At 59.7% G+C, this 25117-nt stretch carries 34 protein-coding genes, 1 tRNA gene and 1 riboswitch; of the genes, 20 read left to right on the top strand and 15 right to left on the bottom strand.

Features of this window, described 5'->3' with window-relative positions; all coding sequences use genetic code 11:
* Positions 1-219: 219 nt before the first annotated feature.
* Positions 220-462: a hypothetical protein gene (locus ACQK2G_RS08455; RefSeq protein WP_425404589.1), complete on the bottom strand. Its 243-nt coding sequence runs from the start codon at positions 460-462 to the stop codon at positions 220-222.
* Positions 463-491: 29 nt separating this feature from the next.
* Here ACQK2G_RS08455 and ACQK2G_RS08450 point away from each other — a divergent pair, with 29 nt between their 5' ends.
* The 13 genes from ACQK2G_RS08450 (at position 492) to ACQK2G_RS08390 (ending at position 6074) form a co-directional block, all read left to right on the top strand.
* Entirely contained in the window at positions 492-938 is a 447-nt protein-coding gene (locus ACQK2G_RS08450; RefSeq protein ID WP_425404588.1) for a helix-turn-helix domain-containing protein, read from the top strand.
* Positions 935-1129 (top strand): hypothetical protein, encoded by a 195-nt coding sequence (locus ACQK2G_RS08445; protein ID WP_425404587.1) that lies wholly within the window; start codon positions 935-937, stop codon positions 1127-1129. Before ACQK2G_RS08450 ends, ACQK2G_RS08445 begins: the two co-directional genes overlap by 4 nt.
* Positions 1126-1713 carry a J domain-containing protein gene (locus ACQK2G_RS08440; protein ID WP_425404586.1) on the top strand — a complete coding sequence of 196 codons (588 nt, stop codon included), beginning with the start codon at positions 1126-1128 and terminating at the stop codon, positions 1711-1713. The genes ACQK2G_RS08445 and ACQK2G_RS08440 overlap by 4 nt, the downstream gene beginning before the upstream one ends.
* Before the next feature lie 43 nt (positions 1714-1756).
* Positions 1757-2029 carry a hypothetical protein gene (locus tag ACQK2G_RS08435; protein ID WP_425404585.1) on the top strand — a complete coding sequence of 91 codons (273 nt, stop codon included), beginning with the start codon at positions 1757-1759 and terminating at the stop codon, positions 2027-2029.
* 410 nt (positions 2030-2439) lie between these two features.
* Positions 2440-2895, top strand: a complete 456-nt coding sequence (locus ACQK2G_RS08430; protein ID WP_425404584.1) for a hypothetical protein — start codon at positions 2440-2442, stop codon at positions 2893-2895.
* Between the two features lie 10 nt (positions 2896-2905).
* On the top strand, positions 2906-3211 hold the full coding sequence (locus ACQK2G_RS08425) for a hypothetical protein (RefSeq protein WP_425404583.1): 306 nt from the start codon (positions 2906-2908) through the stop codon (positions 3209-3211).
* Between the two features lie 16 nt (positions 3212-3227).
* Entirely contained in the window at positions 3228-3698 is a 471-nt protein-coding gene (locus ACQK2G_RS08420; protein WP_425404582.1) for an NADAR family protein, read from the top strand.
* 16 nt (positions 3699-3714) lie between these two features.
* Positions 3715-3951: a hypothetical protein gene (locus ACQK2G_RS08415; protein ID WP_425404581.1), complete on the top strand. Its 237-nt coding sequence runs from the start codon at positions 3715-3717 to the stop codon at positions 3949-3951.
* 11 nt (positions 3952-3962) lie between these two features.
* Entirely contained in the window at positions 3963-4190 is a 228-nt protein-coding gene (locus ACQK2G_RS08410) for a hypothetical protein (protein WP_425404580.1), read from the top strand.
* 5 nt (positions 4191-4195) lie between these two features.
* The gene (locus ACQK2G_RS08405; protein ID WP_425404579.1) at positions 4196-4549 is read left to right on the top strand and encodes a hypothetical protein; all 354 of its coding nucleotides are present in this window, start codon (positions 4196-4198) and stop codon (positions 4547-4549) included.
* Positions 4550-4559: 10 nt separating this feature from the next.
* A complete protein-coding gene (locus ACQK2G_RS08400) occupies positions 4560-4826 on the top strand; it encodes a hypothetical protein (protein WP_425404578.1) in 267 nt (88 codons plus the stop codon).
* Entirely contained in the window at positions 4823-5044 is a 222-nt protein-coding gene (locus ACQK2G_RS08395; protein ID WP_425404577.1) for a helix-turn-helix transcriptional regulator, read from the top strand. Before ACQK2G_RS08400 ends, ACQK2G_RS08395 begins: the two co-directional genes overlap by 4 nt.
* Positions 5045-5315: 271 nt before the next feature.
* Positions 5316-6074 carry a tyrosine-type recombinase/integrase gene (locus tag ACQK2G_RS08390; protein WP_425404576.1) on the top strand — a complete coding sequence of 253 codons (759 nt, stop codon included), beginning with the start codon at positions 5316-5318 and terminating at the stop codon, positions 6072-6074.
* Between the two features lie 74 nt (positions 6075-6148).
* Here the strand turns inward: ACQK2G_RS08390 and ACQK2G_RS08385 are convergent.
* The 9 genes from ACQK2G_RS08385 to ACQK2G_RS08345 all read right to left on the bottom strand — a co-directional run bounded on the left by ACQK2G_RS08385 (position 6149) and on the right by ACQK2G_RS08345 (position 13202).
* A tRNA-Phe gene (locus tag ACQK2G_RS08385) sits at positions 6149-6224 on the bottom strand.
* 159 nt (positions 6225-6383) lie between these two features.
* The gene (locus tag ACQK2G_RS08380; RefSeq protein WP_425404575.1) at positions 6384-6596 is read right to left on the bottom strand and encodes a DNA gyrase inhibitor YacG; all 213 of its coding nucleotides are present in this window, start codon (positions 6594-6596) and stop codon (positions 6384-6386) included.
* Positions 6593-8008, bottom strand: coding sequence for a ribonuclease E/G (locus ACQK2G_RS08375; protein ID WP_425404574.1), 1416 nt, complete (start codon positions 8006-8008; stop codon positions 6593-6595). The genes ACQK2G_RS08380 and ACQK2G_RS08375 overlap by 4 nt, the downstream gene beginning before the upstream one ends.
* Before the next feature lie 112 nt (positions 8009-8120).
* Positions 8121-8741, bottom strand: a complete 621-nt coding sequence (locus ACQK2G_RS08370; RefSeq protein WP_425404573.1) for a Maf family protein — start codon at positions 8739-8741, stop codon at positions 8121-8123.
* Between the two features lie 4 nt (positions 8742-8745).
* Positions 8746-9177, bottom strand: a complete 432-nt coding sequence (locus ACQK2G_RS08365) for a low molecular weight phosphatase family protein (protein WP_425407628.1) — start codon at positions 9175-9177, stop codon at positions 8746-8748.
* 25 nt (positions 9178-9202) lie between these two features.
* Positions 9203-9694 carry a UPF0262 family protein gene (locus tag ACQK2G_RS08360; protein ID WP_425404572.1) on the bottom strand — a complete coding sequence of 164 codons (492 nt, stop codon included), beginning with the start codon at positions 9692-9694 and terminating at the stop codon, positions 9203-9205.
* A 113-nt stretch (positions 9695-9807) separates the two neighbouring features.
* Positions 9808-11106 carry a histidinol dehydrogenase gene (hisD, locus tag ACQK2G_RS08355; protein WP_425404571.1) on the bottom strand — a complete coding sequence of 433 codons (1299 nt, stop codon included), beginning with the start codon at positions 11104-11106 and terminating at the stop codon, positions 9808-9810.
* A complete protein-coding gene (gene hisG / locus ACQK2G_RS08350) occupies positions 11096-11809 on the bottom strand; it encodes an ATP phosphoribosyltransferase (protein ID WP_425404570.1) in 714 nt (237 codons plus the stop codon). Before hisG ends, hisD begins: the two co-directional genes overlap by 11 nt.
* A gap of 115 nt (positions 11810-11924) precedes the next feature.
* The gene (locus tag ACQK2G_RS08345; RefSeq protein ID WP_425404569.1) at positions 11925-13202 is read right to left on the bottom strand and encodes an MFS transporter; all 1278 of its coding nucleotides are present in this window, start codon (positions 13200-13202) and stop codon (positions 11925-11927) included.
* A 196-nt stretch (positions 13203-13398) separates the two neighbouring features.
* A riboswitch (yybP-ykoY riboswitch) is annotated at positions 13399-13612 on the top strand.
* Positions 13613-13615: 3 nt separating this feature from the next.
* Here ACQK2G_RS08345 and ACQK2G_RS08340 point away from each other — a divergent pair.
* Positions 13616-14197 (top strand): TMEM165/GDT1 family protein, encoded by a 582-nt coding sequence (locus ACQK2G_RS08340; protein WP_425404568.1) that lies wholly within the window; start codon positions 13616-13618, stop codon positions 14195-14197.
* 11 nt (positions 14198-14208) lie between these two features.
* Here the strand turns inward: ACQK2G_RS08340 and ACQK2G_RS08335 are convergent, their stop codons facing one another.
* Positions 14209-14856 (bottom strand): MlaC/ttg2D family ABC transporter substrate-binding protein, encoded by a 648-nt coding sequence (locus tag ACQK2G_RS08335; RefSeq protein ID WP_425404567.1) that lies wholly within the window; start codon positions 14854-14856, stop codon positions 14209-14211.
* Positions 14857-15098: 242 nt separating this feature from the next.
* Between ACQK2G_RS08335 and ACQK2G_RS08330 the strand changes: the two genes are divergently transcribed.
* From ACQK2G_RS08330 to ACQK2G_RS08310, 5 genes are all read left to right on the top strand, one after another.
* Positions 15099-15992, top strand: coding sequence for a sterol desaturase family protein (locus tag ACQK2G_RS08330; RefSeq protein WP_425404566.1), 894 nt, complete (start codon positions 15099-15101; stop codon positions 15990-15992).
* 168 nt (positions 15993-16160) lie between these two features.
* Entirely contained in the window at positions 16161-16958 is a 798-nt protein-coding gene (locus tag ACQK2G_RS08325) for a class II aldolase/adducin family protein (protein WP_425404565.1), read from the top strand.
* Between the two features lie 168 nt (positions 16959-17126).
* Positions 17127-18107, top strand: coding sequence for a DMT family transporter (locus ACQK2G_RS08320; protein WP_425404564.1), 981 nt, complete (start codon positions 17127-17129; stop codon positions 18105-18107).
* Positions 18108-18130: 23 nt separating this feature from the next.
* A complete protein-coding gene (locus ACQK2G_RS08315) occupies positions 18131-18604 on the top strand; it encodes a YbaK/EbsC family protein (RefSeq protein ID WP_425404563.1) in 474 nt (157 codons plus the stop codon).
* A gap of 78 nt (positions 18605-18682) precedes the next feature.
* Positions 18683-19162, top strand: coding sequence for a VOC family protein (locus ACQK2G_RS08310; protein WP_425404562.1), 480 nt, complete (start codon positions 18683-18685; stop codon positions 19160-19162).
* A 3-nt stretch (positions 19163-19165) separates the two neighbouring features.
* Here ACQK2G_RS08310 and ACQK2G_RS08305 read toward each other — a convergent pair whose 3' ends face one another.
* From ACQK2G_RS08305 to ACQK2G_RS08295, 3 genes are read right to left on the bottom strand one after another with little or no spacing between them, the layout of a single operon-like run.
* Positions 19166-19939, bottom strand: a complete 774-nt coding sequence (locus ACQK2G_RS08305; RefSeq protein ID WP_425404561.1) for an SDR family oxidoreductase — start codon at positions 19937-19939, stop codon at positions 19166-19168.
* 30 nt (positions 19940-19969) lie between these two features.
* Entirely contained in the window at positions 19970-21169 is a 1200-nt protein-coding gene (locus ACQK2G_RS08300) for a carboxynorspermidine decarboxylase (RefSeq protein WP_425404560.1), read from the bottom strand.
* 8 nt (positions 21170-21177) lie between these two features.
* Positions 21178-22464, bottom strand: a complete 1287-nt coding sequence (locus ACQK2G_RS08295) for a saccharopine dehydrogenase family protein (protein ID WP_425404559.1) — start codon at positions 22462-22464, stop codon at positions 21178-21180.
* 343 nt (positions 22465-22807) lie between these two features.
* On the opposite strand from ACQK2G_RS08295, the gene ACQK2G_RS08290 reads away from it, so the two are divergent.
* Positions 22808-24613: a putative bifunctional diguanylate cyclase/phosphodiesterase gene (locus ACQK2G_RS08290; protein WP_425404558.1), complete on the top strand. Its 1806-nt coding sequence runs from the start codon at positions 22808-22810 to the stop codon at positions 24611-24613.
* A 34-nt stretch (positions 24614-24647) separates the two neighbouring features.
* Here ACQK2G_RS08290 and ACQK2G_RS08285 read toward each other — a convergent pair whose 3' ends face one another.
* Positions 24648-25070, bottom strand: a complete 423-nt coding sequence (locus tag ACQK2G_RS08285; RefSeq protein ID WP_425404557.1) for a response regulator — start codon at positions 25068-25070, stop codon at positions 24648-24650.
* Between the last annotated feature and the right edge of the window lie 47 nt (positions 25071-25117).

Genomic DNA, 25117 nt, shown 5'->3' with positions numbered 1-25117 from the left:
TTTGTTTAGTGCTCCACGGTCGGGGGGCTTCGGCCCCCCTACCAACCAGACGAGAGAGGAACCGCGACTGTGTCGAGAGCCCCATACAAGGCGAAAAATATGGAAGTCGACCAAACCTTTTTGGACCGTCGGGCCGCTAGCGCGATCGAGAAAGGGTTTGGAAAACAGAAATGGGTAGAGTTCTGCGAGGTTATGCTCTGCCACGGCTTGAGGGTTCACCTATACGAAGCCCGGAAGACGTTTTCCAAATACGTCACGGTCAGCCGCGGAAAACAGAAATTCAAGGTTCGGTTTTCGAACCACAAACCAATCAAGCGCCGCGAAGAAAATGGCGACTGCGACTTTTTCGTCGGCGTCACCAATACGGGCAGCCGCACAACCGAGGATGCCATAAAAGCGACGCTCGAATTTTTCACCACACCAACGAGACAGGAATCCCGACAATGCCACGCGATGACGCAATGAATACCCTGCCCCCGAAGGCCCCGAAAATGTTCATCCCCGCCGGCCGCCCCGGCATCGCCAACCCGATCGACGAGCACGTCGGCGCCCGAATTCGTATGCGCCGGATCATGCTAGGCTTGAGCCAACAAAAGCTTGGCGAAGCGCTCGGCCTCACGTTCCAGCAGCTACAAAAATACGAGCGCGGAACGAACCGGGTCGGCGCGTCCAGGCTTTGGGATTTGGCGACCGTGCTCGAGGTGCCGCTCGCCTTCTTCTTCGACGATATGCCCGCCGATGTCGCCGGCAACTCGCCTCGGCTTCGCGCCGGGGTCGAAGGCAACACCCCAACGCCCGAGGTCGACACGGTCGCCGACCCCCTCGCCAAGCGCGAAACCCTCGAATTGGCCAGGGCCTATTACAAGATCAAGGATCCCGCCGTTCGGAAGCGCGTCTTCGAACTCGTCAAGGCTCAAGCGAAGGTCGATGCAGGATGACCGGAAAACCCGTCATGATGATTGTTCCAACGGCCAATGGCTTTGCGTTGATGCCGTTCGACTCCAACCTTCTTGTTTCGATGAAAGGGGCTCAATCCGAACCGCACGGCGTGCGAGTGTCGCGCGACCTCGACGACCTTTGCGACGACATCAGGGACGTTTACCGCGAGAAAATCGAGGGGGGATTATGACCGAAGCCTATCCCCTGCATTGGCCGGAAGGGAAGCCGCGCACCGCACGCCGCGAGCGCGCGCGCTTCGACACAACGCACGAAATCGCTCAATTGGCCCTCATGGATGAATTGCGCCGCATGGGTGCAACTCACCCGGTCCTATCAACCGACATCCCCGTTCGCGGGGATGGCCTGCCCTACGCTCGTCACCGGGCGCCAGACGATCCCGGCGTTGCCGTGTACTTCATGTACAAGGGGAACCAAGTCTGTTTCGCCTGCGACCGTTGGGACAGGGTGCGAGACAATATCCAGGCAGTACGCAAGACGATCGAGGCCCTTCGCGGCATAGCCCGTTGGGGAACCGGCGATATGGTCGAGGCCGCATTTAAGGGGTTCGAAGCCCTGCCGGCGCCCGGGAAAGCCGTCAGTGCGGTTTGGTGGCGCGTGCTCGGCGTATCCGAGAGTGCGACCAAGAACGAAATCATCGCCGCCTATCGAGAGAAGGCAAAGACCTCGCACCCCGACGTTGCCGGCGGAAGCGATTCCGCAATGGCCGAACTCAACAACGCCCGCGCCGAAGGGCTGCGGGTGGCCTCCCGGTAACGTCCGTCCAGCGAGAGGTGAAGAAATGAGGCCCAGGAACACAATGGCCGTGACGATAGGTGCGATGGCGGCGCTTGCTGCTGGCGCGATCCGCCCAGTCAATGAGCTGCGCATCGACCCGGAAGACGGCTTCGATATCGTGCCGGACCATCCGAACAAGGGCAAGGAACGCCCGCCGCTGACCGAAGCGAAACCGCGCGGACCGTCCGAAGCGGACCTATCCCGCATCCAAAAAGCGGAAGCCAAGCGTGCCAGGAAGGCCGCGAAACGGCGACGCGACGCAACGTCCTCCCCCATACAGGAGCAAGGCGAATGACACATCAATTCGAACATACCGGCCAGCCGTTCCCCTGCTGCCCTTGGTGCGGACTGCTGGACGAGGATATTTTCAAGGCGCGGAAACGCCTTATGTGTGGCGGTTCTTGGGTAGAATTCCACCACGAATGTCCCGGCTGCAAGGCCCGCTATGAGGTCCAGTTTTTCCCGTCCAAACAGGCCGGGTTCAACACCGGCTTTCGGGAATGCGACCGGGATGCCGAAACCCTCGCCGATCCGCAGAACACCGCCGATCCGGTCGAGGGAATTGACATACCTTCGCCTGTCAAATCGTCGGACGTGTTAGAACCACGGGAATTTGACAGGGTAAGGGCCATAGAATTGGCGGCTTGGGCGATAGCGCATCACAGTAACGATGCCGACCGATACGGGTTGTATTGGGGTTCTGGAATGGCTGCTGTCGATGATATGCCGGACATCCTCAAAGACACTGCCAAAACCAGTATGTCGGAACCCCTGTCAGTCTCGACCCCTGGCGACGATTCCGCGCCTGCCGTTGAAGGTACGCAATTGGCGGATGACACATCCGGCGCGGCGCGCATCTATCAAGAGCGCCGCCGGCAGGTTTGGGATGAAGGCTGGACAGCCGAACACGACGACGCGCACGGGCGGGGCGTCCTGGCCGCCGCGGCGGTCTGCTACATCCAGCACGCGACCGGCACGCCTTACCGCGACAACATCGAAGCCTACCGATCCGCGCCGCCGCCGGATGGTTGGCCGTGGGATGCTGTGTGGTGGAAGCCGAAGCAACCTCAACGTGACTTGGTGCGCGCGGGGGCCTTGCTGGCTGGTGAAATCGACGTGATTGACCGGGACATTATCCGCCGTGCGGCGGGTACGGAATAGGGAGCCGCTTGTGACCTACACCACGACAACAGACCAGCCGGGCGAACCGTTCGACATCAAAGAGACAATGGAATTGCTGATGGATTTAGAGCGACGGCACGGAAACATTCCGGCGTCCCTACTTATCAGTTCGGATATCGAAAAAGCAGTGCAGGATGTTTTTCAGTCGCATACGTCGGTCGCGCAGACAGAACCAGTGCCGACCCTCAGTATCTTCGGGCTGCCATACAATGTTGACCCAGATCTTCCGCCCGACACCGTGAAGGTAAAGAATGCAGCCGGTGAGGTCATCAGCACAATTGCAAACATCCTATAACGGAGAATTCAAAGATATGAACCACAAACTCGACACCGAAACCCAAGTCTTTTTCTATGAACAGGATTTCTATGTCCTGTCTAACTTCTCCGCCTTTTGCCTGATGTGGGAAGGCCGGCGCTTCGACACTTCCGAAGCCGCTTACCATTGGGAGAAGTTCCGGTGGGACGCGCCAAGCATCGCGGCTCAGGTGTTTCAGGCAGCATCGGCGCACGAGGCTTTCAAGATTGCTGAGCAGAACCGCGACAAGCGTCGGCCTGACTGGGACGATGTGAAGGTCGATATCATGCGGAAGATCCTCCGCGCGAAAGCAGACCAGCATGAATACGTCCGGCGCAAACTTCTGGCCACGGGCGACCGCGAATTGGTCGAGGATAGCTGGCGGGATGACTTCTGGGGATGGGGTCCGAACAAAAACGGCAAGAACATGCTTGGCCGGTTGTGGATGGAAGTCCGTGCCGATCTACACGCCGCTGCCGCAGCCTAGCGATTGGGAGCCGCCTGTGAAACTCACCAAGACCCAGTTGCAGGACCAGATCAAGCGCAGCGTGCGTGGGTGGAACCTTTATCGCGAGGCGCAGGACCGGATCGCTGAACACTGCATCGCGGTCTACGGCGTCACTCCCGGCGATGTCGATGCTGACGAAATTATTGACGCTATCGGCGGCGGTGGTGGCACTGCGTCGGAAATGTCCGTCGAAGAATTCGACCGCGTCATGAAACAATCTCTCGAAAGGTAGGGCTGACCCGGATGGAACATACCAAGGTCGAATTTTGGTCCTGCGATGTGCACGGCAACGACGCTGCGTTCGTCACGTCATTCAAGCAGGCAATCGGCATTCCCGCCGCAGGCGAAGTGATCAACATCAGATCGGAAGACTTCATGGTGATCCGGCGCGACTGGTCCATTGATGACATCGACGGCCAGATCAAGACGCTGCGCTGCAATGTCTACATCACCGAAACTGTCGAAAGGTAGGTCTAATGCGAAACATGAGTTTCATGCTGACGACGCAGCAGGTTGAGGACGGAACGAAGGACGTAACCCGCCGCTTTGGCTGGGACTTCCTCAAGGTCGGCGAACGAGTCATGGCCTGCGAGAAGTGCCAGGGGCTCGGCAAGGGCGGGAAGATCAACCGGCTGCGGCCTATCGAGATCGTATCGGTCCAGAAGGAACGGGCCGACGCTATCACCGGATACGACGACCCGGCCCAGGAATGCGCACGCGAAGGCTTCCCGGAAATGACTGCCGCCGAATTCGTCGCGATGCTCTGCAAGGCCAACAAGCGCCAGCCCAGCGACACCGTTAACCGGATTGAATTCCGGTACATCGATTGAGGATTTGCCAATGATCGAACCACCGCCCGGCGTGACCCCGCCACCCCGCCCGACCGACCAGCCCGAAAAGATGTCGCCCGACGAAATGCGCGCCCATATCGCTGAACGGGTCGACGAAGCCGGATCGGTCAAGGCCTTTGCTAAACGGTTCGAATTGACCGCCGGCGACGTTCGCCGAGTGCTGAACGGCGCGGAACCTTCCGACGCATTTTGCCGCCGCATAGGCCTCGCAAAACAGGTAACGCGGTCGGTCGCCTACCTCGAGGTCAAAAAATGACGATTCAAAACTCGCGAGGCCTGCCCGCCCAAGAGGCCGCCCTGTACCTCGGTTGCAGTAAATCGAAGTTCGAAGATATGGTTCGCGATGGCAGCATGCCCAAACCGAAAATGATCGGAAGCAAGCGCGTTTGGGATAGGTTCGAACTCGACGAAGCTTTCGACGCACTGCCCCGCCAGGAAGACCGGAACGATTGGGATGAAAACGAAGCCGCGTAAAGCCCGACATATCGAGCGGTTCAAAGACCGTCACGGCAAGGTAAGGCTCTATTATCGGGTCTATCCGGGGCCGAGGATCCCGCTACGCGGCCCGGAAGGGTCGGCCGAGTTCTGGGAAGACTACGCGGCCGCGACCGGCGCCGGCGGGGAAACACCGAAGAAACCCGGCAAGATCGCCCGCGATAGCCTCGATTGGCTGATTAACTGGTACTATTCGACATCCGAATTCAAGCTACTGAAAGACCGAACGCAACGGGTTCGCCGCGGCGTCTTGACCAACTTCTGCGATATGACCGGGAAGAACGGAACCCGGTACGGCGAGAGGCGGTTTGCACAACTAGAACCCAAGCACTTGCGCGCGATCCGCGACAACATGACCGACCGGCCGGAAGCGGCAAACTCCATCATCAAGGGCCTACGGGTCGTTTTCCGGTGCGCCAAAGAGCGCGACATAGTCAGCGCCAACCCGGCGGCCGAGGTTCCGCTTCTGCAATCGAAGAACAAGGCCGGCCATCACTCTTGGACCTTGGAAGAAGTCGAAAAGTTTGAACAAACGCACCCGGTCGGCTCGAAGGCCCGGCTCGCGCTCGCCCTGTTTCTCTACACTTCCCAGCGCCGCGGCGACGTTGTTCGCATGGGGCGCCAGCACGTCCGCAATGAATGGCTTTTTGTGAAGCAAGAGAAAACCGGCGTCGAATTGCATATTCCGATCGTTCGGCAGCTTCGCGCCATCATCGACGCCAGCCCGACCGGCGACCTTACCTTTCTGGTCACCGACTTTAACAAGCCATTCACATCGAACGGATTCGGTAACCGAATGCGGAAATGGTGCGACGAGGCAGGCCTTCCGCATTGTTCGGCGCATGGGTTGCGCAAAGCCTCGGCGGTACGCCTCGCAGAAGACGGATGCACCGACTTAGAAATTATGTCGTGGGGGGGATGGAAGACGCTTGCGGAAGTGCAGCGCTACACGAAAGGGGCTCGCCAAAGGTTCATGGCAGCCGCCGCGCGGGACAAAATAGACCGCTAATTCCCCCAAACCATGTTTAGAAGTTTGGGGAAAATTCCGAAAAACTCTTTAAAATCAATGGCACTTTGGGGATATGGTGCCCAGAGGAGGATTCGAACCACCGACACTGCGATTTTCAGTCGCATGCTCTACCAACTGAGCTATCTGGGCCCATTGCGCCGCTGGGAACCAGCGGCCCGAAGGAGATGGTTGAATAATGAAATCGGGGGGGAGTGTCCAGAGCCCAGATACATAATTCTGAAAGATTTTTTCCCGGGCCCTGATCGCGGGATCAGGTTACCCCACCCTTGCCGCGTATCCTGCCCGAATTCAGGCATCCGGCGGCGGTTCCTCCCCGTCGGCGGGTTCATCGGTGGGAATACGGTATTGCTCACCAAGCCAGCGGTTCAGATCGACATCGGCACAGCGCTTGGAACAGAACGGCCGGTACTGGGCTGCGGCGGGACGGCCGCAAACCGCGCAGGGCCGCTCATCGGCCAGGCCCGCCTCTTCCCCCGGACCGTTCTTCCGCTCGCCCGTCATCGCCGCGTCTCCATCACTATTTCCGGTGACCGCCCCTCCCGCTCGACGAGTTCGAGGGACTGGCCCAGTCGTGTTTCCGTTTCCGCCAGCGCATCCTTGTACCGCGACCGAATGGTCTCCAGCAGCGCTTTCGCCGCATACAGGGTTGGGCGTCCCCCGCCGGTCAGCCGAATCGCCCGGCGCAGCATGGCGCAGGCCTGACTGTCCAAGCTCAAAGGTCGGTTGCCGGACACGGGCGCCAGCAGTTGCTCCGTAAGACTGGGACCGGAACGCTGACGCGTCACCTCGATCAACCCCGCCGCCGTCATACCCAGGACGTCAGCAAACCCGCCGGGCGCTTTCAGACCGCGCCGCAGGGCATCGATCACCCGCTTGCCGTCGCTGCGTTGCTTCATTTTCACGAAATCGATGACGATAAGCCCGGCAAGGTTCCGCAATACGATTTGCCGTGCCGCCGCCTCAGCCGCCCGGACGTTCAGGCGGACCGCCGCATCGCCGCCGGACAAGGCGGCCGCGCCATCCGCAAGGTTCACGTCGATGACGACCATCGCTTCGGTCTCATCGATAACCAATTCTCCACCGCCTAGAAGGGGCACGTGTCGGGAAATCGCTTCCTCGATCTGATCCTCCACCGCAGTGGCATCGAACAGTGCCTCGCGCTGGTTATGGAACAGCAGGCCTTCCAGAAGGTCGGGATAGGACGTTTCGGCCGCCGCCTTCATCCGGGCATGCAGGACACGGTCATCCAGGGCGATCCGGCCGTTGGCCGGGGCGTCGCGCATCAAGGACTGCCAAAACGCCGGCGCTTCCTCCAACACTTTCGGGGAACTGCCGTCATTGGCGGATTGCGCCGCCTGCCAACGCGCCAATAGGGCGTCACGGGCCGCATTGATCACCGAGATTCCGCCTTCCCGGCCGAGCGCGGCCGCGGCCGGTCGGAACAGCCAGCCGCCGGTTTCACCCGGATCGAATTGCTCCGCCAATCGGCGGACATTCGCCAGGTCCCTGCCCTTGCCCAAACCCCGATCGAAATCGATCCGAGTATCGTTCGGCAGACCGAACGGCATGTAGGATAGATAACGATCTTGCAGAACGGGCCTGGCCGAAACGGCGGGGCCCTTCCCGCCATGCGCGTCGCGGGAAACCTGGACGACCATCCACTGGCCCTCCGTCAGCGGACGGCCGCGCCCGTCCTTCGCCTTGGGCAATAACGCTTCACCCAAGGGGCCCAGATCCAGAAAGGCCGCCTTCATGCCCTTTTCGACTCGCGCCACCCTGCCGCGCACCACCGCGCCTTGCAGGCGGGGACGTCCGGCCCGGTGAATATCCAGCCGGTGCAGGACGCTTTCACGGTCAACCAGGGCGACCCGCGTTTCAGCGGGGGAGACTTCAATCAATGCGTCGAGATCCATAAGGCGTCCAATGTTCAAAAAAGATCAGGTTGAAAGATCAGGTGAAAAGTTCAAGGGGCGGAGAAATACGCGCTCAGCGCCACAGGTCAATCGATTAGAAAACCGGCGTGGATCACTCCACCAGTCCCAGGGGACGCAGGATCTGGCGCACTTCGAACAGCGGCAGCCCGACGATGTTGCTGTAGGATCCACTGACGAACCGAACCAACCCTTCCGCCCGTCCCTGAATTGCATAACCGCCGGCCTTGCCGCGCCATTCGTCGCTGTCGATATAGGCGTCGATTTCCCGCACCTCGAGCCGCTTGAAACTGACGGTGGTCTGCACGAGGCGGGCGTGTTCGGCCATGCCTTCGCCATCCGTCAGCGCTGCCGGGCGGATAATCATCACGCCGCCGAAGACGCGGTGCCGACGCCCAGATAACAGTTTCAGGCACGCGCGCGCCGTGACCGGGTCTTCTGTCTTGGGCAGAATTCGCCGACCGACCGCAACCACCGTATCCGCCGCCAGAACGACCGCGTCAGAATGGCGGGCGGCAACCGTACGCGCCTTTTCCGCGGCCATCCGCGCCGCATACGTTGCCGGCAGTTCGTCCTTGCCGGGCGTCTCGTCAATCTCGGCCGGGTCGACGGCATCCGGCTCCAGTCCCAACCGGGCGAGCAGATCCAATCGCCGAGGACTGGCCGAGGCGAGAACAAATCGCGGTTTGATACCAATAGCTTTTTCGCCGTCCACCGCGTTACTCCACCCCAAAACGCTTCTTGATACGCATCATCAATTGATCACGTACCTGCCTGTACGCATCCAACCGCACATCCCGGCTTCCTTCCACAATCGTCGGATCGAATGTATTCCAGAATTCGACGTCGCACGCCATCGTACGCGTCAATTCAACCGCATGGTGCTGGGCTTCCGGGGACAAGGCGATGATCAAATCGAAATAATTGTCCTCAAGTTGGTCGAAACTCTTCGGACGATGTTTTGTGACATCGATTCCAATTTCCGCCATCACTTCCTTGATGAACCCGTCGGGTTCGCCCTCACGCGCGCCGACGGAGTCGACGTAGATCTTCGTTCCCATCAGGGATTTCAGTATGCCTTCGGCCATGGGCGAGCGGACGGCATTCTGCGTACAGCAGAACAATACCGCATCCGGAAGCTCGTCCCCCATCATCCGCGCAGGCCCTTCCGTCGACTCAGCCGCGAATGTGCAGAACGCAGACCAGCGTGAACAAACGCCGAGCCGTCGCCTTGTCCATCACCATTTTCGGTTCCAACCTGTCCCGAAGGACATCCGATCCTTCGTTGTGCAAACCACGCCGCGCCATGTCGATCGTCTCGATCTGACTGGGCGATAGTTTCTTGATGGCGTCGTAATAGCTTTCGCAGATCTGGAAATAGTCCCGAATGATCCGGCGGAACGGCGTCAGCAGCAGGCTCGCGCGTTCCAACTCATCACTGTCTTCTTCGTTATTGATGGTAAAGACGAGGCGCTTGCCGTCGTCGTCCAACGCCAAATGCACCACATAGGGGCCGGTCCGGCCGTCGACCAATTTGAACCGGTTTCGGTCCAGAAGGTCGTACATCGCGACCGATCGTTCGTGCTCGATGTCCCGGCTGCGGCGGATGACGTTCTTTTCGTCCAGCTTCAGATCCAGAATACGGTCGGTATCCGCGAACTCCGTCATGGCGTTCCCCTGTGCAGTCGCGCGTGAGACGCCGCAGGCCCCTCATTCGCATGTCTAACGGCCGGCCCGCTGCATCGCGGCCCGGCCCCTCACGTCCAGCCTATAGAGGATTATCAGGAAGCGCGATTCAAACGAATGTCGATAGACCGCGCATGAGCCTGTAACCCTTCCGCTTCCGCCAAAGCCACGGCCGCGTGACCGATTTGACCAAGGCTGGCGGCATCACAGGCGACCAGGGAGGTCCGCTTCATGAAATCCAACACACCGAGCCCGCTGGAGAATCTGGCGCTGCGCGCCGTCGGCAGGACATGGTTAGGCCCGGCGATGTAATCACCGATCGCTTCCGGTGTATATCGGCCCATGAAGATCGCCCCGGCATTGGAAATCTTCGCCGCCAGGCTCTCCGGATCGGCCACTGCCAGTTCCAGATGTTCCGGAGCAACCCGGTCGACCAGCGGAACCGCATGGTCCAGCGTGGGCACCAGAATGACGGCGCCATGCTGAGCCCAGCTTGCCGCGGCTATGTCCTTGCGCGGCAGGGTTTCCAAACGGCGCAAAACCGCCGCTTCGACCGCTGCGGCGAAATCCGCGTCATCGGTGATCAGGATCGATTGCGCACTGGTATCGTGTTCGGCCTGGGACAACAGATCTACCGCGATCCAGTCGGGATCGTTTTCCTTGTCGGCGACGACCAGGATCTCGGACGGCCCTGCAATCATGTCGATGCCGACCGTCCCGAAAACCCGGCGTTTGGCGGCCGCTACGAAAGCATTGCCGGGGCCGGTGATCTTGTCGACCGGCTTGATGCTCTGCGTTCCATAGGCCAGCGCGCCGACAGCCTGAGCACCGCCGATGCGATAGACTTCATCGACACCGACCAATTGCGCCGCGGCCATGACCAACGGATTGATCACCCCGTCCGGCGTCGGCACCACCATGACCAGGCGTTTCACGCCCGCGACCTTGGCCGGCAGGGCATTCATCAGCACCGAACTCGGATAGGCTGCCGTTCCGCCGGGGACATAGAGGCCAGCGGCCCCCACGGCCGACCAGCGGGCGCCCAGGCGGACACCGGTATCGTCGATATAGTCGAAGGACTCCGGCAACATTCTTTCGTGATAGGCGGCGATGCGATCCGCGGCGACTTGCAGCGCTTCCGCAGTTTCGGGGTCGCACTTCGCGGCCTCTTCAGCGATGCGCTCCTTGCTGAGGACGATGTCCTCTACCGTGAAGGAAACCCGATCGAACCGGTTGGTGTATTCGACAACCGCCGCGTCGCCGCGTTCGCGCACGTCTTTCAGAATGGCGGCAACCGCCGCATCCACATCCTCTTCCATTTCGCGCTTGGAATTCAGGAAGGCGTCGAAGGCTTCCTCGAAGTCAGGCGCGCCGGCATCCAGGTTAAGCGGCATTGGCGACCTCCCGGAAACGGTCGATCCACGGTGTCATCTCCGTCGGACGGGTCTTCAGGGCCGCCCGATTGACGATCAACCGGCTGGTCACATCGGCAATCTTTTCGATTTCGACGAGGCCGTTATCCTTCAATGTCTTTCCGGTCGAGACCAGATCGACGATGCGGCGGCACAGGCCCATGCCCGGCGCCAATTCCATCGCGCCGTTCAGCTTGATGCATTCCGCCTGCACGCCGCGAGCGGAAAAATGCTTGCGCGTCACGCCCGGATATTTGGTGGCGATGCGGATGTGACTCCAGCGGCTGGGATCGTCGCTTCCTATCATTTCCGCCGGTTCGGCCACGGAAAGCCGGCAATGGCCGATATTCAGGTCGACAGGCGCGTAAAGTTCCGAATAGTCGAATTCCATCAGCACGTCATTGCCGGCAACACCAAGATGGGCCGCGCCGAAGGCGACGAATGTCGCGACATCGAAACTGCGCACACGAATGATGCTGAAATGCGGGATGTTCGTTTCAAAGGTAAGCTGACGGGCCGCCGGGTCGTCGAAGGCGGGTTCCGGTTCGATCCCCGCCTTGGTCAGCAAGGGACGCAACTCCTTTAGAATACGCCCTTTCGGTACCGCCAGGACAATCGGTTCGTTCGACTGTCCGGCATTGGCCGATACGGATCGGGACGTCGGTTCGGTAGACGATGTGGCCACGCGGCTGTTCCGGTATTGGTTGCTGGTCGATTAAAGACGTTAAACGCTGCGGGGTTTTGGCATACTGCGCCGCAGGATTCCAGCCCCGACGGCGATCTGCCGAGGCGGCAATCCGTCACGCAAGCTGCCTGCCATGCGTCTCCCGCAGGCAAAGGGCCGCAATCAGTCCGATCCCATTGGTCGCAACAAGGACCATGATCGCCACCTGATAGCCGTCCGCCGTGTAGATCCGGGCGCCCGCCACTTCCGCGCCCTGCCAGTAGCTGTCCAACACCCAGCCGAGCAAGGGCTGGAACAACGCACCACTCGCCGTAACCGCGCCGTTGACGACGCCGAGCGCCGCACCACGCGCCCAAAGCGGCGTGGTTTCGCGGCAAAGCGCAAAAGCGAGGATCATCGTGCAGCCGCCGAAGCCGGTCAGTATGAAGATGACATAAAGCAGCGCGGTCGGGATGCCGGGAACGAAACCAACCGTTGCCAGTCCGGTCATGGACATCAATACGCCGCCGACGATCAACGGCTTTCGACGTCCGATCCTGTCGGACAAGCCGCCGACAAACGGCGATGCAATGCCCCAACCGATGAACAGCATGGAGGCAAGGCCGCGCGCCTCAGTCTCCGGAATGCCATAGATTGTCTTCAAATACGGTATCGCCCAAAGGCCTGCAAAAGCGAGCATCGGCGCCGTCAGGGCAAGCCCGACGAGGGCGTTGAGCCAGGTTTCCCGGTTGCTCAAGGCGTAGCGGATGCCATCAAGCAAGCGTGCGCCATTGCTGCTGTGCCTCTCGCCATCGCGGACGGTAAGCCAGATCGCCAGTGCCAGGACTGCCGCTCCGCCGCCGGTCCACAACATGGCTTCCCGCCAGCCCGTCGCGTCGACGAGCACACCGAACGGTTTCTGCCCCAGCACGGCGCCGGCCATGCCGACCGCCTGAAGAATGCCGACGCAGAGAGCGAACCGCTGCGGGGTGAATTGCTGAGCGGCGATCGTCATCGTCCCGACATAGCCGAAGGCGACACTGCCCCCGATGATGGCTCGCGCCAGGGACGCGGTCGTAATCGTCTCACTATAGGCGAAGAGCGCGCTACCCAGCACGCAAAGCAGCAGGGTGAAGGTCAACAGGCGGCGCGGGCCGAACCTGTCCATCATGATCCCGACCGGAATCTGTATACCGGCATAGGTGTAGAAGTAGAAGGCGGACAGATTACCGAGGACGGCGCCGCCGACGGCGAAGTCCCGCATCAAGTCGTCCACCATGACGCTCGGCGCGACACGTTGGACAAAGGCGTAACCGAAGAAGGAGCACCCCAAGGAAAAGGCAAGAACCGCGCGCAGGCTGCCCCCGCCGTCGCCGGTATTCGTCCTCGTCGTAGCGCCACTCGTTGCGGACATCGCCGTTTCCCTTGGCCCTGTCGGTCCTCTCAAATCGGAACCGATATCTCGAACCTGTTCGCGCTATACCGCGCACAAGTCGGCGCGCCAAGCGGGGGTGCCGTCATGGAACTTGTGACGGGAACGGGCCGGACAAGCACCTCAACGTTTTCCAAACCGAACGTATATTGCTTTCGCTCCATCGCCCGAATAGGGTCGCACCGTCATTGGGGAGTAGCCGCCTTCCGGTTTGAGAAGGGGATGCGTCAACAGACTTGGGCACCGGTTCTCCGTAACACGGCCCATGGCGTATCCGGCTCATCGCATGTCTAGGAAATGCGCTTGGCGAGACCTTTGGCTGTGACCGCCGACTCAGGGGCCTGGGCGGGCGGTCCGGCCTTTGGTTTGTCTGCCCGCCCCGAAGAGTGCCTTTGATGGAAGCCTTCCTTGTTTCAACCGGCGTCGTCGGCGTCGCGGAAATCGGTGACAAGACACAGTTGCTGGCCCTGGTTCTGGCAACACGCTACCGGGCACCCCTGCCCATCATCGCGGGCATCCTGATCGCGACAATCGCGAACCATGCCCTCGCCGCCACGGCAGGCATCATCGTCGCCGACATTCTTGGCCCGGACATGCTGCGCAAGGCGCTTGGCGTTTCCTTCCTGGCGATGGCGGTCTGGATCATGATCCCCGACAAGGTAGACGACGAGGAAACGAGGCCGCCCGGACGCTTCGGCCCGTTCCTGGCCACCTTGATTGTCTTCTTTCTGGTAGAGATCGGCGACAAAACGCAGATCGCGACGATTGCGCTATCGGCCCGGTTCGATGCCTTGGTCGCGGTGACGGCCGGCACGACGCTCGGCATGATGCTGGCCAATATCCCCGTCGTCCTGATCGGTAAGGCCGCGGCCACGAAAATTCCCATGCAGGCGGCGCATGCGATCGCCGCGCTCATCTTTGCCGCGATGGGCGTGATGGCATTGTTGAATGTCGGAAACCTGTTCGGCTGGAGCTGACCGCGGAGCGCCTAGTAGGTCCTGCGCGCCCCGGCGCGCGCCAGTTCCCCGATCTTCCTGTCCAGGGCCGTCAGCAGCCCCACCACCCCCTTGTCGCGCACGACCGAGGAGAATTCCGACCGGCGCAGGGTCAATTCGCTGACACCGCCGTCGATGATTACATCGACGATCCGCCAGCCCTTGCCCGTCGGCAAGAGAATATAGGCCACAGTCGTGATTTCCCGGCCGTTCTCGCGGAAAGAGACATCCACGATCACGGTGCCGTTCGGCCCATAGCGTCGACCGATCGGGACGAACTCCCTTCCCTCCAGAGAGCCGAGACTCCGGGACTGTGACGCCACGACATAGCGTGTGAACAGGGTTTGATATCGGCGTTGCTCCGCCGGAGAAAGCTCGTGAAACCGCTTGCCGCCAATGACCTTGCGTGCGACCCGCTCGACATCGAACGTCTCCGCGATCAGGGCTTCCAATGCCTGGATACGCGTATCGTAATCCATTTCGCGCTGATGCAGCAGCGTGTAGAGAAGGCCGTTCTGGAAATGCTCAACGACTTCCGTCGCGCTGGCGCGGTCATCCGCGCGCACGGCGGTACCGATCAAAACTAGCATGACCGCCAGAGCCACGGCCTTGGCAGACCGCAAACTTGGAACAAACCTCACTGATACCTCCCACGCCTGCTGCAAATCACGAACGAATGCGGAACCAAGCGACGTATTCAGAAATACACGGTTTCGTGACGTGAAAGCCAGTCTTTCCTGACACTTCCGATCGCCCCTGGCATCATTCCCGGGGCCCATGGCCGCACCGTTTCAACGCGACTTAACCCCTTGCCGAAAATCGCTTATACAGGCCATAAGCAAAGCTTGATCCGATCTTGAAAAGCCTTTGGGGGAATCCCGGAATGAATGCTCGAACGGCTGCTTCCTCTGCCGTCTCCTACCTGCTGTGGCCCGGTATCCTCTCCGCCTGCATTGCGGCGAATTACTGGGCGATGCAGCAGGAAAGCCCGTTCATCTGGTTCAATCTGCTGTACCTGACGCTTGCGGTCGGTTTGTTCTTTCTGGAACGCGCCCGTCCTTTCGAGAAAACCTGGCTGCCGAATGACGGTCAGATCCCGGCCGATTTGCTGCACACCTTCTTCAACAAGGGGATCGTCCAGGTTCTGGTCATCGTCGGAACCGTCTTCGGCGCGGCGGAGGCATTTGCGCCGGAAACCAGCGCGATCTGGCCGACGGAATGGCCGCTGGCACTGCAGGTGGTGCTGGGCCTCGTCATTGCGGAACTGGGGCTTTATTGCGCCCATCGCCTGGGCCACGAATGGCCATGGTTGTGGAAATTCCATGCCGTCCACCACAGCGTCAAACGCCTGACCATCATCAATACGGGCCGGTTCCATTTCTTCGATACCGGCGCCAGTATCATCCTGAGCCAGCCGCTGCTGTTCCTGGTCGGTGCGCCGGTCGAAATCTTCAAATGGGTCAGCGCGATCACCGCCTTCATCGGTATCCTGACCCATTGCAACGTTGATATGCGCTTCGGCTTCCTGAGTCTGATCTTCAACACCCCGGAACTGCACCGTTGGCACCATTCCAAGAACCTGGAAGAGGGCAACAAGAACTACGGCGAAAACCTGATGATCTTCGACCAGCTGTTCAGGACCTATTTCCGCGGTGATTACCGCCCGCCTGCGGATATCGGCATCAAAGAGTACATGCCGCCGACCTTCGTTCAGCAAGTCATTCATCCCTTCCGCAAACAAAAGGCGCCGGAACCGGGCTCGGTACCTGCCGAATAGCATCGCGGAGTAGAAACGCCATCACTGCGCTTGGTCCAATCCGGACCAAGTGACTTTCTGATAGCCGAGGTCCTGAACGGTTCACCGCGAACCGGTTTTACGGTACCATTGCCTGCAACAATGCCGGGAAATACGGCTTTTGACCTGCAGCGGATGGAAACCGACACCATGTCTCAAACGGCGCCTCAACGGATCGATACAGTCACGACCTTTGCCCAGAACACACCGGAAGAGCATGAACGCGTAGCCCGCATTCAACTCGCCGCCGCGTATCGGTTGGTCGACTATTTCGGATGGACCGAATTGATCTACGGTCACCTGACCTACAAGCTGCCGGGAGACGAGGACCATTTCCTGATAAATCCCTATGGGCTGAATTATGACGAGGTCACCGCCTCCAACCTGGTGAAGATCGACCTTGAGGGGAACATCGTCGGGCATAGCGACTACCCGGTGAACTATGCGGGCTTTGTCATCCATTCCGCCATTCACATGGCCAAATCCGTCAACAAATGCGTGATGCACACCCATACGCGGGCCGGCATGGCGGTCGCGGGCACCAAGGAGGGCCTGCAGCAGATCAGCATGATGTCCACCGCCTTCCACGACCGTATCGCGTACCACGATTACGAAGGGGTCAGCCTGCATTTGGACGAACGGGAACGGCTGCTCGCCAATCTCGGCGACAAACGCGCGATGATCCTGCGCAATCACGGCATTTTGACGGTCGGCCGCTCGATACCGGAAACATTCCTGCGGCTCTACCGGTTGGAGCGCGCCTGTCAGATCCAGGTCGACGCAGGTTCCGCCGGCACGCTGAACATTATGCCCCCCGAAGTCTCAAAGCGCAGCGGACAGGACATGGACGTGTTCTCCGAACGGGAAACCAATGAAGGCGTCGGCGCGGTCGAATTCGCCGCCCTTATGCGCAAGCTCGACAAGATCGATACCAGTTACCGGGATTGAAACACCGATAGCCCGAACCGTAATCCGGCCGACCGGCCGGAAAATCCGACTTGATCCTGATTCCATTGAGGATCAGGTTGAACTCATCGTCCTACTCGCGGCCTCGTCCCGCGTCCAACATTCCGCATGCGAACGCTGCACCGCGCGTTCCGCCAAGGGGGTAGAATCGTGACCGCGTCGGCAAGACTGCCCGACAGGCAAGGGATCGGCATTCTTTGCATTCTGATCGGAATGCTGGCCATTTCCATTCAGGATGCCTTGATCAAGGGGTTCAGCGGCTCCTATCCCCTGCATGAGATCGTGTTGATCCGCTCCCTCGTCGCCCTGCCCTTCATGTTCGTCGTGTTGCAGTTCGAGGGCGGATGGAAACGGCTCTTGAGCCGGCGCATGCCGCTGCTCTTGGTCCGCGCGTTGTTCATCGTGGTTTCGAATTCGGCGTATTTCGCGGCGCTTGCGGGTATGCCGTTGGCCGAAGCCAACGCGATCTTCTTCGTCGCCCCCCTCTTCATCACGGTCCTTTCGATCCCAATGCTGGGGGAGAAAGTCGGCCCTTGGCGCTGGGGCGCGGTGTTTGTCGGTTTCACCGGCATCATCGTCATGTTGCGACCCGGCGACGGCATCATCAAAATAACCGCGCTACTGCCGGTCCTGGCGGCTTTCACATACGCCATGATGCAGATGCTGACACGGCGCCTCGGCGTCACCGAAAGCGCCTCGGTCCTGGCGATCTCCATCTATCTCACCTTCATCGTGGTCTGTGTGTTGATGTTCCTGATCTGCGGCGACGGGCGGTATGTGGACAAGGTGCATCCGGCGCTGAACTTCCTGTTCCTGCCCTGGAAGGTGCCGCCGATCAGCGATTGGCCCGCGCTTGGCGGCATCGGCATCCTTTCGGCCATGATCGGTTATATGTTGGCGCAGGCCTATCGCATGGGCGAAGCGGGCCTGATCGCGCCCTTCGAATACATCGCCGTGCCGCTGGCAGTCTTCTGGGGTTTCATGATTTTCGGCGAAGTACCGGACATGACGACCTGGACCGGCATCCTGTTGATTGTCGGCTCCGGACTATTCATCGTCTATCGCGAGGTGCGCCGCAGCCGCCCGATCAGCCGCCCACGCGCCGCCGATACCAGACCGAAATTGGATTGATCGCAAATCAACGGAACCGATCGATGAAAAAAGCAAGTGAGCCAAAAGCGCTGCATGTTCAGGATGTCCTGGGCCCCGCTTACACGGTGTTGGAGTTCGAGGAACCGACCGCGACATCGGAACAGGCCGCATCGGCAATCGGATGCACCGTCGCGCAAATCGCCAAATCCGTCCTGTTCAAGACCAAGGACGGCGATCCGGTTCTCGTTGTCGCCTCCGGCACGAACCGTGTCGACGATAAGAAGATCCGTGACCTGCTGGGCGCGAAGGTTAAAAGCACCCAGCCCGACTACGTGTTGGAGAAGAGCGGCTATGTCATCGGCGGTGTCTCGCCGGTGGGCCATATAGTGAAACCTGTCGCCTTCATCGATGAGGACCTGATGCAGTTCGACACGGTCTGGGCCAGTGCCGGTACACCAAATGCCGTATTCGAACTGAAGCCCCAGGATCTGCCGGCGCTGACCGGCGGCACGGTCGGAGATGTGGCCAAGCGCTGACCCTCGCGCTTTCGTGCCTGGACGCGATTTCTACGCCGCCTATGTTAGGATGGCATCGAGACAGGCCGGGAGGGAAACATGATCAAGGGGCTGCACCACAACGCCTATCGCTGCCGCGACAGCGAGGAGACCCGGAAATTCTATGAGGATTTCCTTGGGCTGCCTCTCGCCAACGCATTCGAGATAAAGACGACCCTGACCGGACGGGATACGAAAGTGCTGCATTCTTTCTATCGGTTGGACGACGGCAGTTTCCTCGCCTTCTTCGAGGCCCCCGATCAACCCTTCGACTTCAAGGAACAACACGATTTCGACCTGCATATCGCACTGGAGGTTGAGCGAGACACGTTTGAACCCCTGATGGACAAGGCCGCGGCACATGGCATTGAAACCCGCGGCATTTCCGACCACAAGCTCTTCGAGTCGATCTATTTCCGCGACCCTAACGGCTATGTCATCGAGCTGGCCGCCAAGAGTAATGGTCATGACGCGGGCATGGACCCAACCAGGAACGGCGCGCGGGACATTCTGGCGAAATGGCAGGCGGATAAGGGCTAGCGGTCACCCGTCAAGCGGCAGCCCCAGGGCGCGCCGGCCTTCATCACTCCTTAACGAGAAGTCCCGCCCCGCATAGGCGGCCCCGCCCTCACCCGTCAGATACGCGACGGCCTTGGCGACCCAGTCGGTCGGGATATGGACTGACGGGTCCAACTGGCTGACGGGATTGATGCCGGACGCCTTGATCGAGACCTGCATTTCCGTCGCGACAGTGCCGGGACTGAGCCCGACGACGCGAATGCCCCGTCCGGCATATTCCTTGTCAGCGCACGCTGTCAGCGACAGAACGGCGGCCTTTGAACAGCAATAATGGCTCCAGCCTTCCAGGGCGCTGGTCGCCGCACCCGAACTGATATTGATGACAGTCCCGCCGCCGGTTCGCAGCATCGCGGGAATCGCAGCCCGCAAACCGTGGTAAACGCCCTTTACGTTGATATCGATGACCTTGCCCCATGCGTCAGGATCGCTGTCGGCCAGATGCGCGATGGGATCGATGACGCCGGCATTGTTCACCAGAATGTTGAGACCGCCATAGGCTTCCACAGCCATGCCGACTGCTTTTTCCACGTCGCCATATAGACTGACATCGCCTGCGAAAACCGAGGCCGCCCCGCCGCTGCCCCGAATATCCTGGGCGATCTCGTCCAACCGGGCGGCATTCCGGGCCATCATAACCACATTAGCCCCCTCGGCCGCGAAATGCCGGGCCGTCGCTTCGCCAATCCCGCGGCTGGCGCCGGTGATCAGGATGGTTTTGTCATTGAGGTCGATCGTCATGTTTCCGAACCTTCAAAAGTGGATCAAATCTCAACTCAACCGGCCTTCGAAATCCTCGTAGCCGAATTGTTTGACGACGCGGACATCGTCGCTACGCGGATCCCAAAGGGCGATGGACGGCAAGGGCGTGCCGTTGAAGGTGGTCGCCTTCACCATCGTGTAATAGGCCTGATCCAGGAACAAACGCCGTTCGCCAACTTTCGGCGCCTTATCGAAACGGTAAGTCCCGATAATATCGCCTGCCAGACAGGTCGGCCCGCCGACTCGCACGACGCGATCGTCCCTGGGATCCGGATCCACGCCGTCCTCGACCGTTTCCGTTCCCAAAAGAGCCGGGGTATAGGGCGCTTCGATGACGTCGGGCATATGGCAGGTCGCTGAACTGTCCATGACCGCGACATGCCCGTCGTTCCAGAAAGTGTCCAGGACCTCCGTCACCAGAACGCCGGCATTCAGCGCCACGGCGGTGCCGGGCTCCAGATACAGTTCAAGACCGGTCCGTCGACCGAAATCCCGCAGTCGGCCGACCAACCCGCCGCGGTCGAAACCTTGCGCGGTGATCAACTGCCCGCCCCCCAGGTTCAGCCACCTGATCTGCTCCAGCAGACTGCCAGCCTTTACCTCCGTCGCCGCAAGGAGACGGTCGAACGGGTCGAAGCCCTGGTCGCATAGCGCATGTATATGGAAGCCGGTGAGGCCATCCAGATCCTGTTCCTCGAGTGAAGGGATCGGTGCGCCGAGCCGAGACCAGGCGGCGCAGGGATCGTATAGCGGGTTATCCGCCTCGCTATGGCGTGGGTTGATGCGCAGACCGAAGGCGCAATCCCCGTCCCGGCGCAGCGCCGGCTTGAACCGCTGCCATTGCCCCAGCGTATTGAATATCAAGTGATCGGACAGGGTCTGAATTTCAGCCAGATGATCATGCTTGAGCCCCGGTGCGAAAGTATGCACCGCGCCCTGGAAACGGGTCCGGCCCAGCCGCGCTTCCCATAGCCCGCTGGCCGCGGTGCCGTGCAGGAACCCGCCGATCATCTCCGCCACAGCGAAGCAGGAAAAGGCTTTCAACGCCAAAAGGATCTTGGCGTCTGTCTTTGCCGATACATCCGCCAGAATGCGCAGATTGTCCTCAAGCTTCGAGATATCGATGACGTAGCAAGGCGACGGCACCCGGAACGGATCGAAATTGACGAAGTTACCGGCGACTTCGTCACGCGCCATGGAAACGCTCACGCTTCCCCCTATGCCAAGGACGTATCCGAACCGGCGCTGTTATGGCCCGAGGTTTCAGGCCAACTACCGTCGACCGGCAATTCCATCACCTTCCAGTCGATCCCGACCTTCGGCATCAAGTCCAGATAAGGTTCCGGATCCAATTCCTCCACGTTAACCATCGTCTTGGGATCCCATTCGCCGCGCGCCAGCAGCAAGGCGGCGGCGATCGCCGGGACGCCGGTGGTATAGGAAATCGCCTGGGAGCCGACCTCCTTGAAACATTCGGTATGGTCGCAGGTGGAATAGATGAACACCCGTCGCGGCTTGCCGTTCTTGGTCCCGCGGATGTCGCAGCCGATGCAGACCTCACCCGTATAGCCTTCCGCAAGCGTGGCGGGATCGGGCAGCACAGCTTTCACCATCTTCAGCGGCGCCATTTTAACGCCCTCCACCTCGACAGGGATGCTTGAAATCAGTCCCAGATTTTCAAGAACATCGAAAACGCGGAGATAGCGTTCCCCGAACCCCATCCAGAATTCGATCCTCTTGGCTTCCGGGAAAGCCTTGGGCAGTGAATGCAATTCGTCATGCCCCATGGAATAGACATCGTGCTCACCCACCACCGGTAGGTCCACGGTCATCTTCCGGGAATGATGAGGGATCGTCTTGAACTCCCCTTCCTCCCAATAGATCACATCCTCTCGGATCTCGCGGAGGTTGGTATCGGGATCGAAATTGGTCGCGAAATAGCGGCCGTGATCGCCGCCGTTCACATCGATGATGTCGATGCTTTCGATCTCATCCAGCAAATGCCGCTTGGCGTAGGCGCAGAAAACATTGACGACGCCCGGGTCGAATCCGATGCCCAGCACCGCATTCGCATCGGCCTTGTCGAAATCCGATTTCCGAGGCCATTCGAAATTCGCGTACCAGGGCGCGGGCACGTTCTCCACATGCTCTTCCTCGGCCACGGCCGTATCGATGTAGTCGGTGCCGGTTTCGATGCAGGCATCCATGATCGCCGTGTTGCAATAAGGCGTGGCAAGATTCAGGACGATTCCCGCATCCACCTTGCGGATAAGGTCCGCGACCTGTTCCTTGTCCCGTGCATCGACCGTTTCCGTGATGAGGTCCTCACCGAGCGTGATATCGGGGTTTCGTTCCGCGACGTCCTCGGCAACCTGCTGAAGTTTGGCTTCCGTCCGACTGGCCAGCGCGATCGACCCGAAGTCATCCGCGAACTGAGCGGCCTTATGGGCCGCTACCGCACCCACGCCACCGGCGCCAACAATCAACAGGTTAGGTTTCGCCATCAATTCACCCCTTTACGCTCGATTCGATGATGGAAGCCCCCTGGTCTAGAAAATCCTGCCCTGCCGTGACAAGCCCACCGGGCCGAGAATCTAATTAATTCCGCGATACTTGAACTGCAGCAACCCAAGAGCAAGTGCGCGGTTCCGGTGATCACGGACGTGCGAGAATACCGCAAAAATGCAGTAACCCGGTATGCATTTAAGTTTTCATTAATATCTTTCGGCGAAGTTGCGTCTAACAGCGGTCGACCACAGGTTGCCCTCCCCAAGCAATCCATTCGCCAACGGAATTATTACCCTCATGTCGTCAATTATGGTTCGAGATTTGTCCGCACAAGACACGATGAAAGAGTTGAAATGCCTCGTCATCGACGATGACGAAGTCGATTCCCAGCACACCTCCCGATTGTTAAGGAAGGGTTTCGGCCCGTCACTCAACATACATGCCGTTTCCTCCTGGGATTCTGCCTTGGCAAGCCTGGAACAGGAGAGTTACGACGTCTGCATCATCGACCAGTTTCTCGGTCCCCACAGGGGCGTGGATCTGCTGCGCGAATATCGGCGGGAATTCGAGGGCACGGTTTTCATCCTCCTGACCGGTCAGCACGACAGAACGATCGACGTAGCCGCTGCGGAGGCAGGGGCAGCCGGCTATCTGTTGAAATCCGACATATCCTCCAATCTTTTGGAACGATCGGTTCGTTTCGCTCTTTCGTTGCACCAACAAAAACGCGAATTGGTCAAGGTAGCGGAGGATCTGGCCCGGTCCCGTGCGGACCTACAACAGGCATTGGAACGTGCGGAAGATAGTGAGAGAAAATATCGACACTTGGCACAGCATGATGTCCTGACCGGCCTGCCGAACAGAATGTTGCTTGGCGACCGTCTGCAAATGGCCGTGGCCGACATGAAGCGGAACGGCGAGTTGATTGCTCTGCTTCATTGCGACCTCGACAACTTTAAGCACACCAACGACAAATTCGGCCATCAGGCCGGCGATTATCTGTTGCGTGAAATCGGCCATCGCCTGTCATCCTGCATCCGGGAAACCGATACCGCCGCGCGGATCGGCGGCGACGAGTTCTGCGTTCTCCTTAAGAGGGCTGGCAGCAGCGAGGACGTGAAGAAGGTCGCCCAGAAAATCGTTGATGAGATGGCCAAACCGTTCGAGTTCAAAGGCCAGACGATGCGGACCGGTATGAGTATCGGCATTTCGTTGCCCGCAGCGGAGAGCGATACCTGGGACCAGTTCCATTCAAGGGCGGATCAGGCGCTTTATGTGGCCAAGAAGAACGGTAAGAACCAGTTCGTCGTGTTCGATCCGGATTTGGAGGATCAGCGCTACCGAATCTCCGTGTTGGGCCGAGACATGTTCACGGCCCTTACCAACAAGGATATGTTCCTCGAATTCCAACCCAAGGTGAACCTGACCGATGGCAGCATCACCGGGGCCGAAGCCCTGCTGCGGTGGAACCACGCCACCTACGGGCGGGTCTCTCCTGCGGAATTCATCCCGCAAGCGGAGGAAGGCGGACAGATTTTCCCGATATCCGAATTCACGTTGCGCGAAGCCGCGCGCATGGCACGGGAAATCTCACAAGACCATGGCAAGATTGTGCCGATCGCCGTCAATATTTCCGCCCTGCTGCTCAAGCGCGGCAATCTGCCCGCTCTGATTGCGGACGTCTTGCGCGAATTCGGGTTGCCGCCTTCCGCCTTGATCCTGGAGATTACCGAGACGACGGCCGTCGACGGCTTTGCCTGGGCATCGGATCAAATCACGGAACTTCGCGCGATGGGGGTTAGAATCTCGATCGACGATTTCGGCACGGGCTATGCCTCCCTGGCCGTTGCCACGCGTATTCCGGCCGACGAGATCAAGATCGATAGGTCCTTCATCCACGGTATGTTGTCCTCCAACCCCGACTATGTCGCGGTGAAGACGACCGTGACATTGGCACATTCACTGGGCCTGAAGGTGATCGCGGAGGGTGTCGAAGAAGAATCTCAGCGTGCAGCTCTAAGGGATCTCAACTGCGACCTGGGCCAGGGGTATCTGTTCGCACGCCCGCTATCCGAGGAGCGGTTCAAGGAATATGTACAACAACAGATCAGCGAACCACGCCAGCGACATTCCCCTAGCCTCTAAACGACGCTGTAGGTTTCAGGATCTTGGGCGAAGATCACGGAAGTTCCACGACCCGCCAGTAATGTTCGAGCATTTCAATCGCGCGCAAGAAACCAGTCGCGGCATCTGACTTCACGATATAACCAGCGACGTTGTTTTCGTATGCAGCGACGATGTCTTCATCCGCATCCGAAGTCGTCAGAACGAATACGACGCTGTTTGCCAGATCCTCATCGTTCCGAACTTCATCAAGGAACTCAAGCCCGTTCATTTGCGGCATGTTGAGATCCAGCAGGATGATGAAGGGTCTGGGCAGCCTCTCCTTGCCGTTGCGCCCGCGCAGGACATCAAGTGCTTCCACACCGTTCCTGGCATAGACTCTGTCGTTGAGAATCTTCAGCTTGTCGAACGCTCTCTCGAGCGCCATCCGGTCAACGTCATCGTCTTCGACGATCAAGAAAGTTGCCTGCTTGGCCATGTGAAACCTCAAACTGCCGCTACACAAATTTCCCAAAAATTCTGATA

The organism is Hwanghaeella sp., assembly GCF_965227365.1.
GTDB lineage: Bacteria > Pseudomonadota > Alphaproteobacteria > UBA8366 > Aestuariispiraceae > Hwanghaeella.
The sequence above is the reverse complement of the archived record's forward strand: the minus strand, read 5'-3'. Positions and strand labels throughout refer to the sequence as shown.

Bases quoted from the DNA above. Each gene is read 5' to 3' on its own strand.
- ACQK2G_RS08445 (WP_425404587.1), top strand. From the start codon at position 935: ATGACCGGAAAACCCGTCATGATGATTGTTCCAACGGCCAATGGCTTT.
- ACQK2G_RS08410 (WP_425404580.1), top strand. From the start codon at position 3,963: ATGGAACATACCAAGGTCGAATTTTGGTCCTGCGATGTGCACGGCAAC.
- ACQK2G_RS08295 (WP_425404559.1), bottom strand. From the start codon at position 22,464: ATGGCGAAACCTAACCTGTTGATTGTTGGCGCCGGTGGCGTGGGTGCG.
- ACQK2G_RS08330 (WP_425404566.1), top strand. From the start codon at position 15,099: ATGAATGCTCGAACGGCTGCTTCCTCTGCCGTCTCCTACCTGCTGTGG.
- ACQK2G_RS08435 (WP_425404585.1), top strand. From the start codon at position 1,757: ATGGCCGTGACGATAGGTGCGATGGCGGCGCTTGCTGCTGGCGCGATC.
- ACQK2G_RS08345 (WP_425404569.1), bottom strand. From the start codon at position 13,202: ATGTCCGCAACGAGTGGCGCTACGACGAGGACGAATACCGGCGACGGC.
- ACQK2G_RS08405 (WP_425404579.1), top strand. From the start codon at position 4,196: ATGCGAAACATGAGTTTCATGCTGACGACGCAGCAGGTTGAGGACGGA.
- ACQK2G_RS08440 (WP_425404586.1), top strand. From the start codon at position 1,126: ATGACCGAAGCCTATCCCCTGCATTGGCCGGAAGGGAAGCCGCGCACC.
- ACQK2G_RS08285 (WP_425404557.1), bottom strand. From the start codon at position 25,070: ATGGCCAAGCAGGCAACTTTCTTGATCGTCGAAGACGATGACGTTGAC.
- ACQK2G_RS08380 (WP_425404575.1), bottom strand. From the start codon at position 6,596: ATGACGGGCGAGCGGAAGAACGGTCCGGGGGAAGAGGCGGGCCTGGCC.
- ACQK2G_RS08420 (WP_425404582.1), top strand. From the start codon at position 3,228: ATGAACCACAAACTCGACACCGAAACCCAAGTCTTTTTCTATGAACAG.
- ACQK2G_RS08310 (WP_425404562.1), top strand. From the start codon at position 18,683: ATGATCAAGGGGCTGCACCACAACGCCTATCGCTGCCGCGACAGCGAG.
- ACQK2G_RS08290 (WP_425404558.1), top strand. From the start codon at position 22,808: ATGAAAGAGTTGAAATGCCTCGTCATCGACGATGACGAAGTCGATTCC.
- hisD (WP_425404571.1), bottom strand. From the start codon at position 11,106: ATGCCGCTTAACCTGGATGCCGGCGCGCCTGACTTCGAGGAAGCCTTC.
- ACQK2G_RS08450 (WP_425404588.1), top strand. From the start codon at position 492: ATGTTCATCCCCGCCGGCCGCCCCGGCATCGCCAACCCGATCGACGAG.
- ACQK2G_RS08315 (WP_425404563.1), top strand. From the start codon at position 18,131: ATGAAAAAAGCAAGTGAGCCAAAAGCGCTGCATGTTCAGGATGTCCTG.
- ACQK2G_RS08375 (WP_425404574.1), bottom strand. From the start codon at position 8,008: ATGGATCTCGACGCATTGATTGAAGTCTCCCCCGCTGAAACGCGGGTC.
- ACQK2G_RS08305 (WP_425404561.1), bottom strand. From the start codon at position 19,939: ATGACGATCGACCTCAATGACAAAACCATCCTGATCACCGGCGCCAGC.
- ACQK2G_RS08325 (WP_425404565.1), top strand. From the start codon at position 16,161: ATGTCTCAAACGGCGCCTCAACGGATCGATACAGTCACGACCTTTGCC.
- ACQK2G_RS08360 (WP_425404572.1), bottom strand. From the start codon at position 9,694: ATGACGGAGTTCGCGGATACCGACCGTATTCTGGATCTGAAGCTGGAC.
- ACQK2G_RS08340 (WP_425404568.1), top strand. From the start codon at position 13,616: ATGGAAGCCTTCCTTGTTTCAACCGGCGTCGTCGGCGTCGCGGAAATC.
- ACQK2G_RS08400 (WP_425404578.1), top strand. From the start codon at position 4,560: ATGATCGAACCACCGCCCGGCGTGACCCCGCCACCCCGCCCGACCGAC.
- ACQK2G_RS08395 (WP_425404577.1), top strand. From the start codon at position 4,823: ATGACGATTCAAAACTCGCGAGGCCTGCCCGCCCAAGAGGCCGCCCTG.
- ACQK2G_RS08430 (WP_425404584.1), top strand. From the start codon at position 2,440: ATGGCTGCTGTCGATGATATGCCGGACATCCTCAAAGACACTGCCAAA.
- ACQK2G_RS08365 (WP_425407628.1), bottom strand. From the start codon at position 9,177: ATGGGGGACGAGCTTCCGGATGCGGTATTGTTCTGCTGTACGCAGAAT.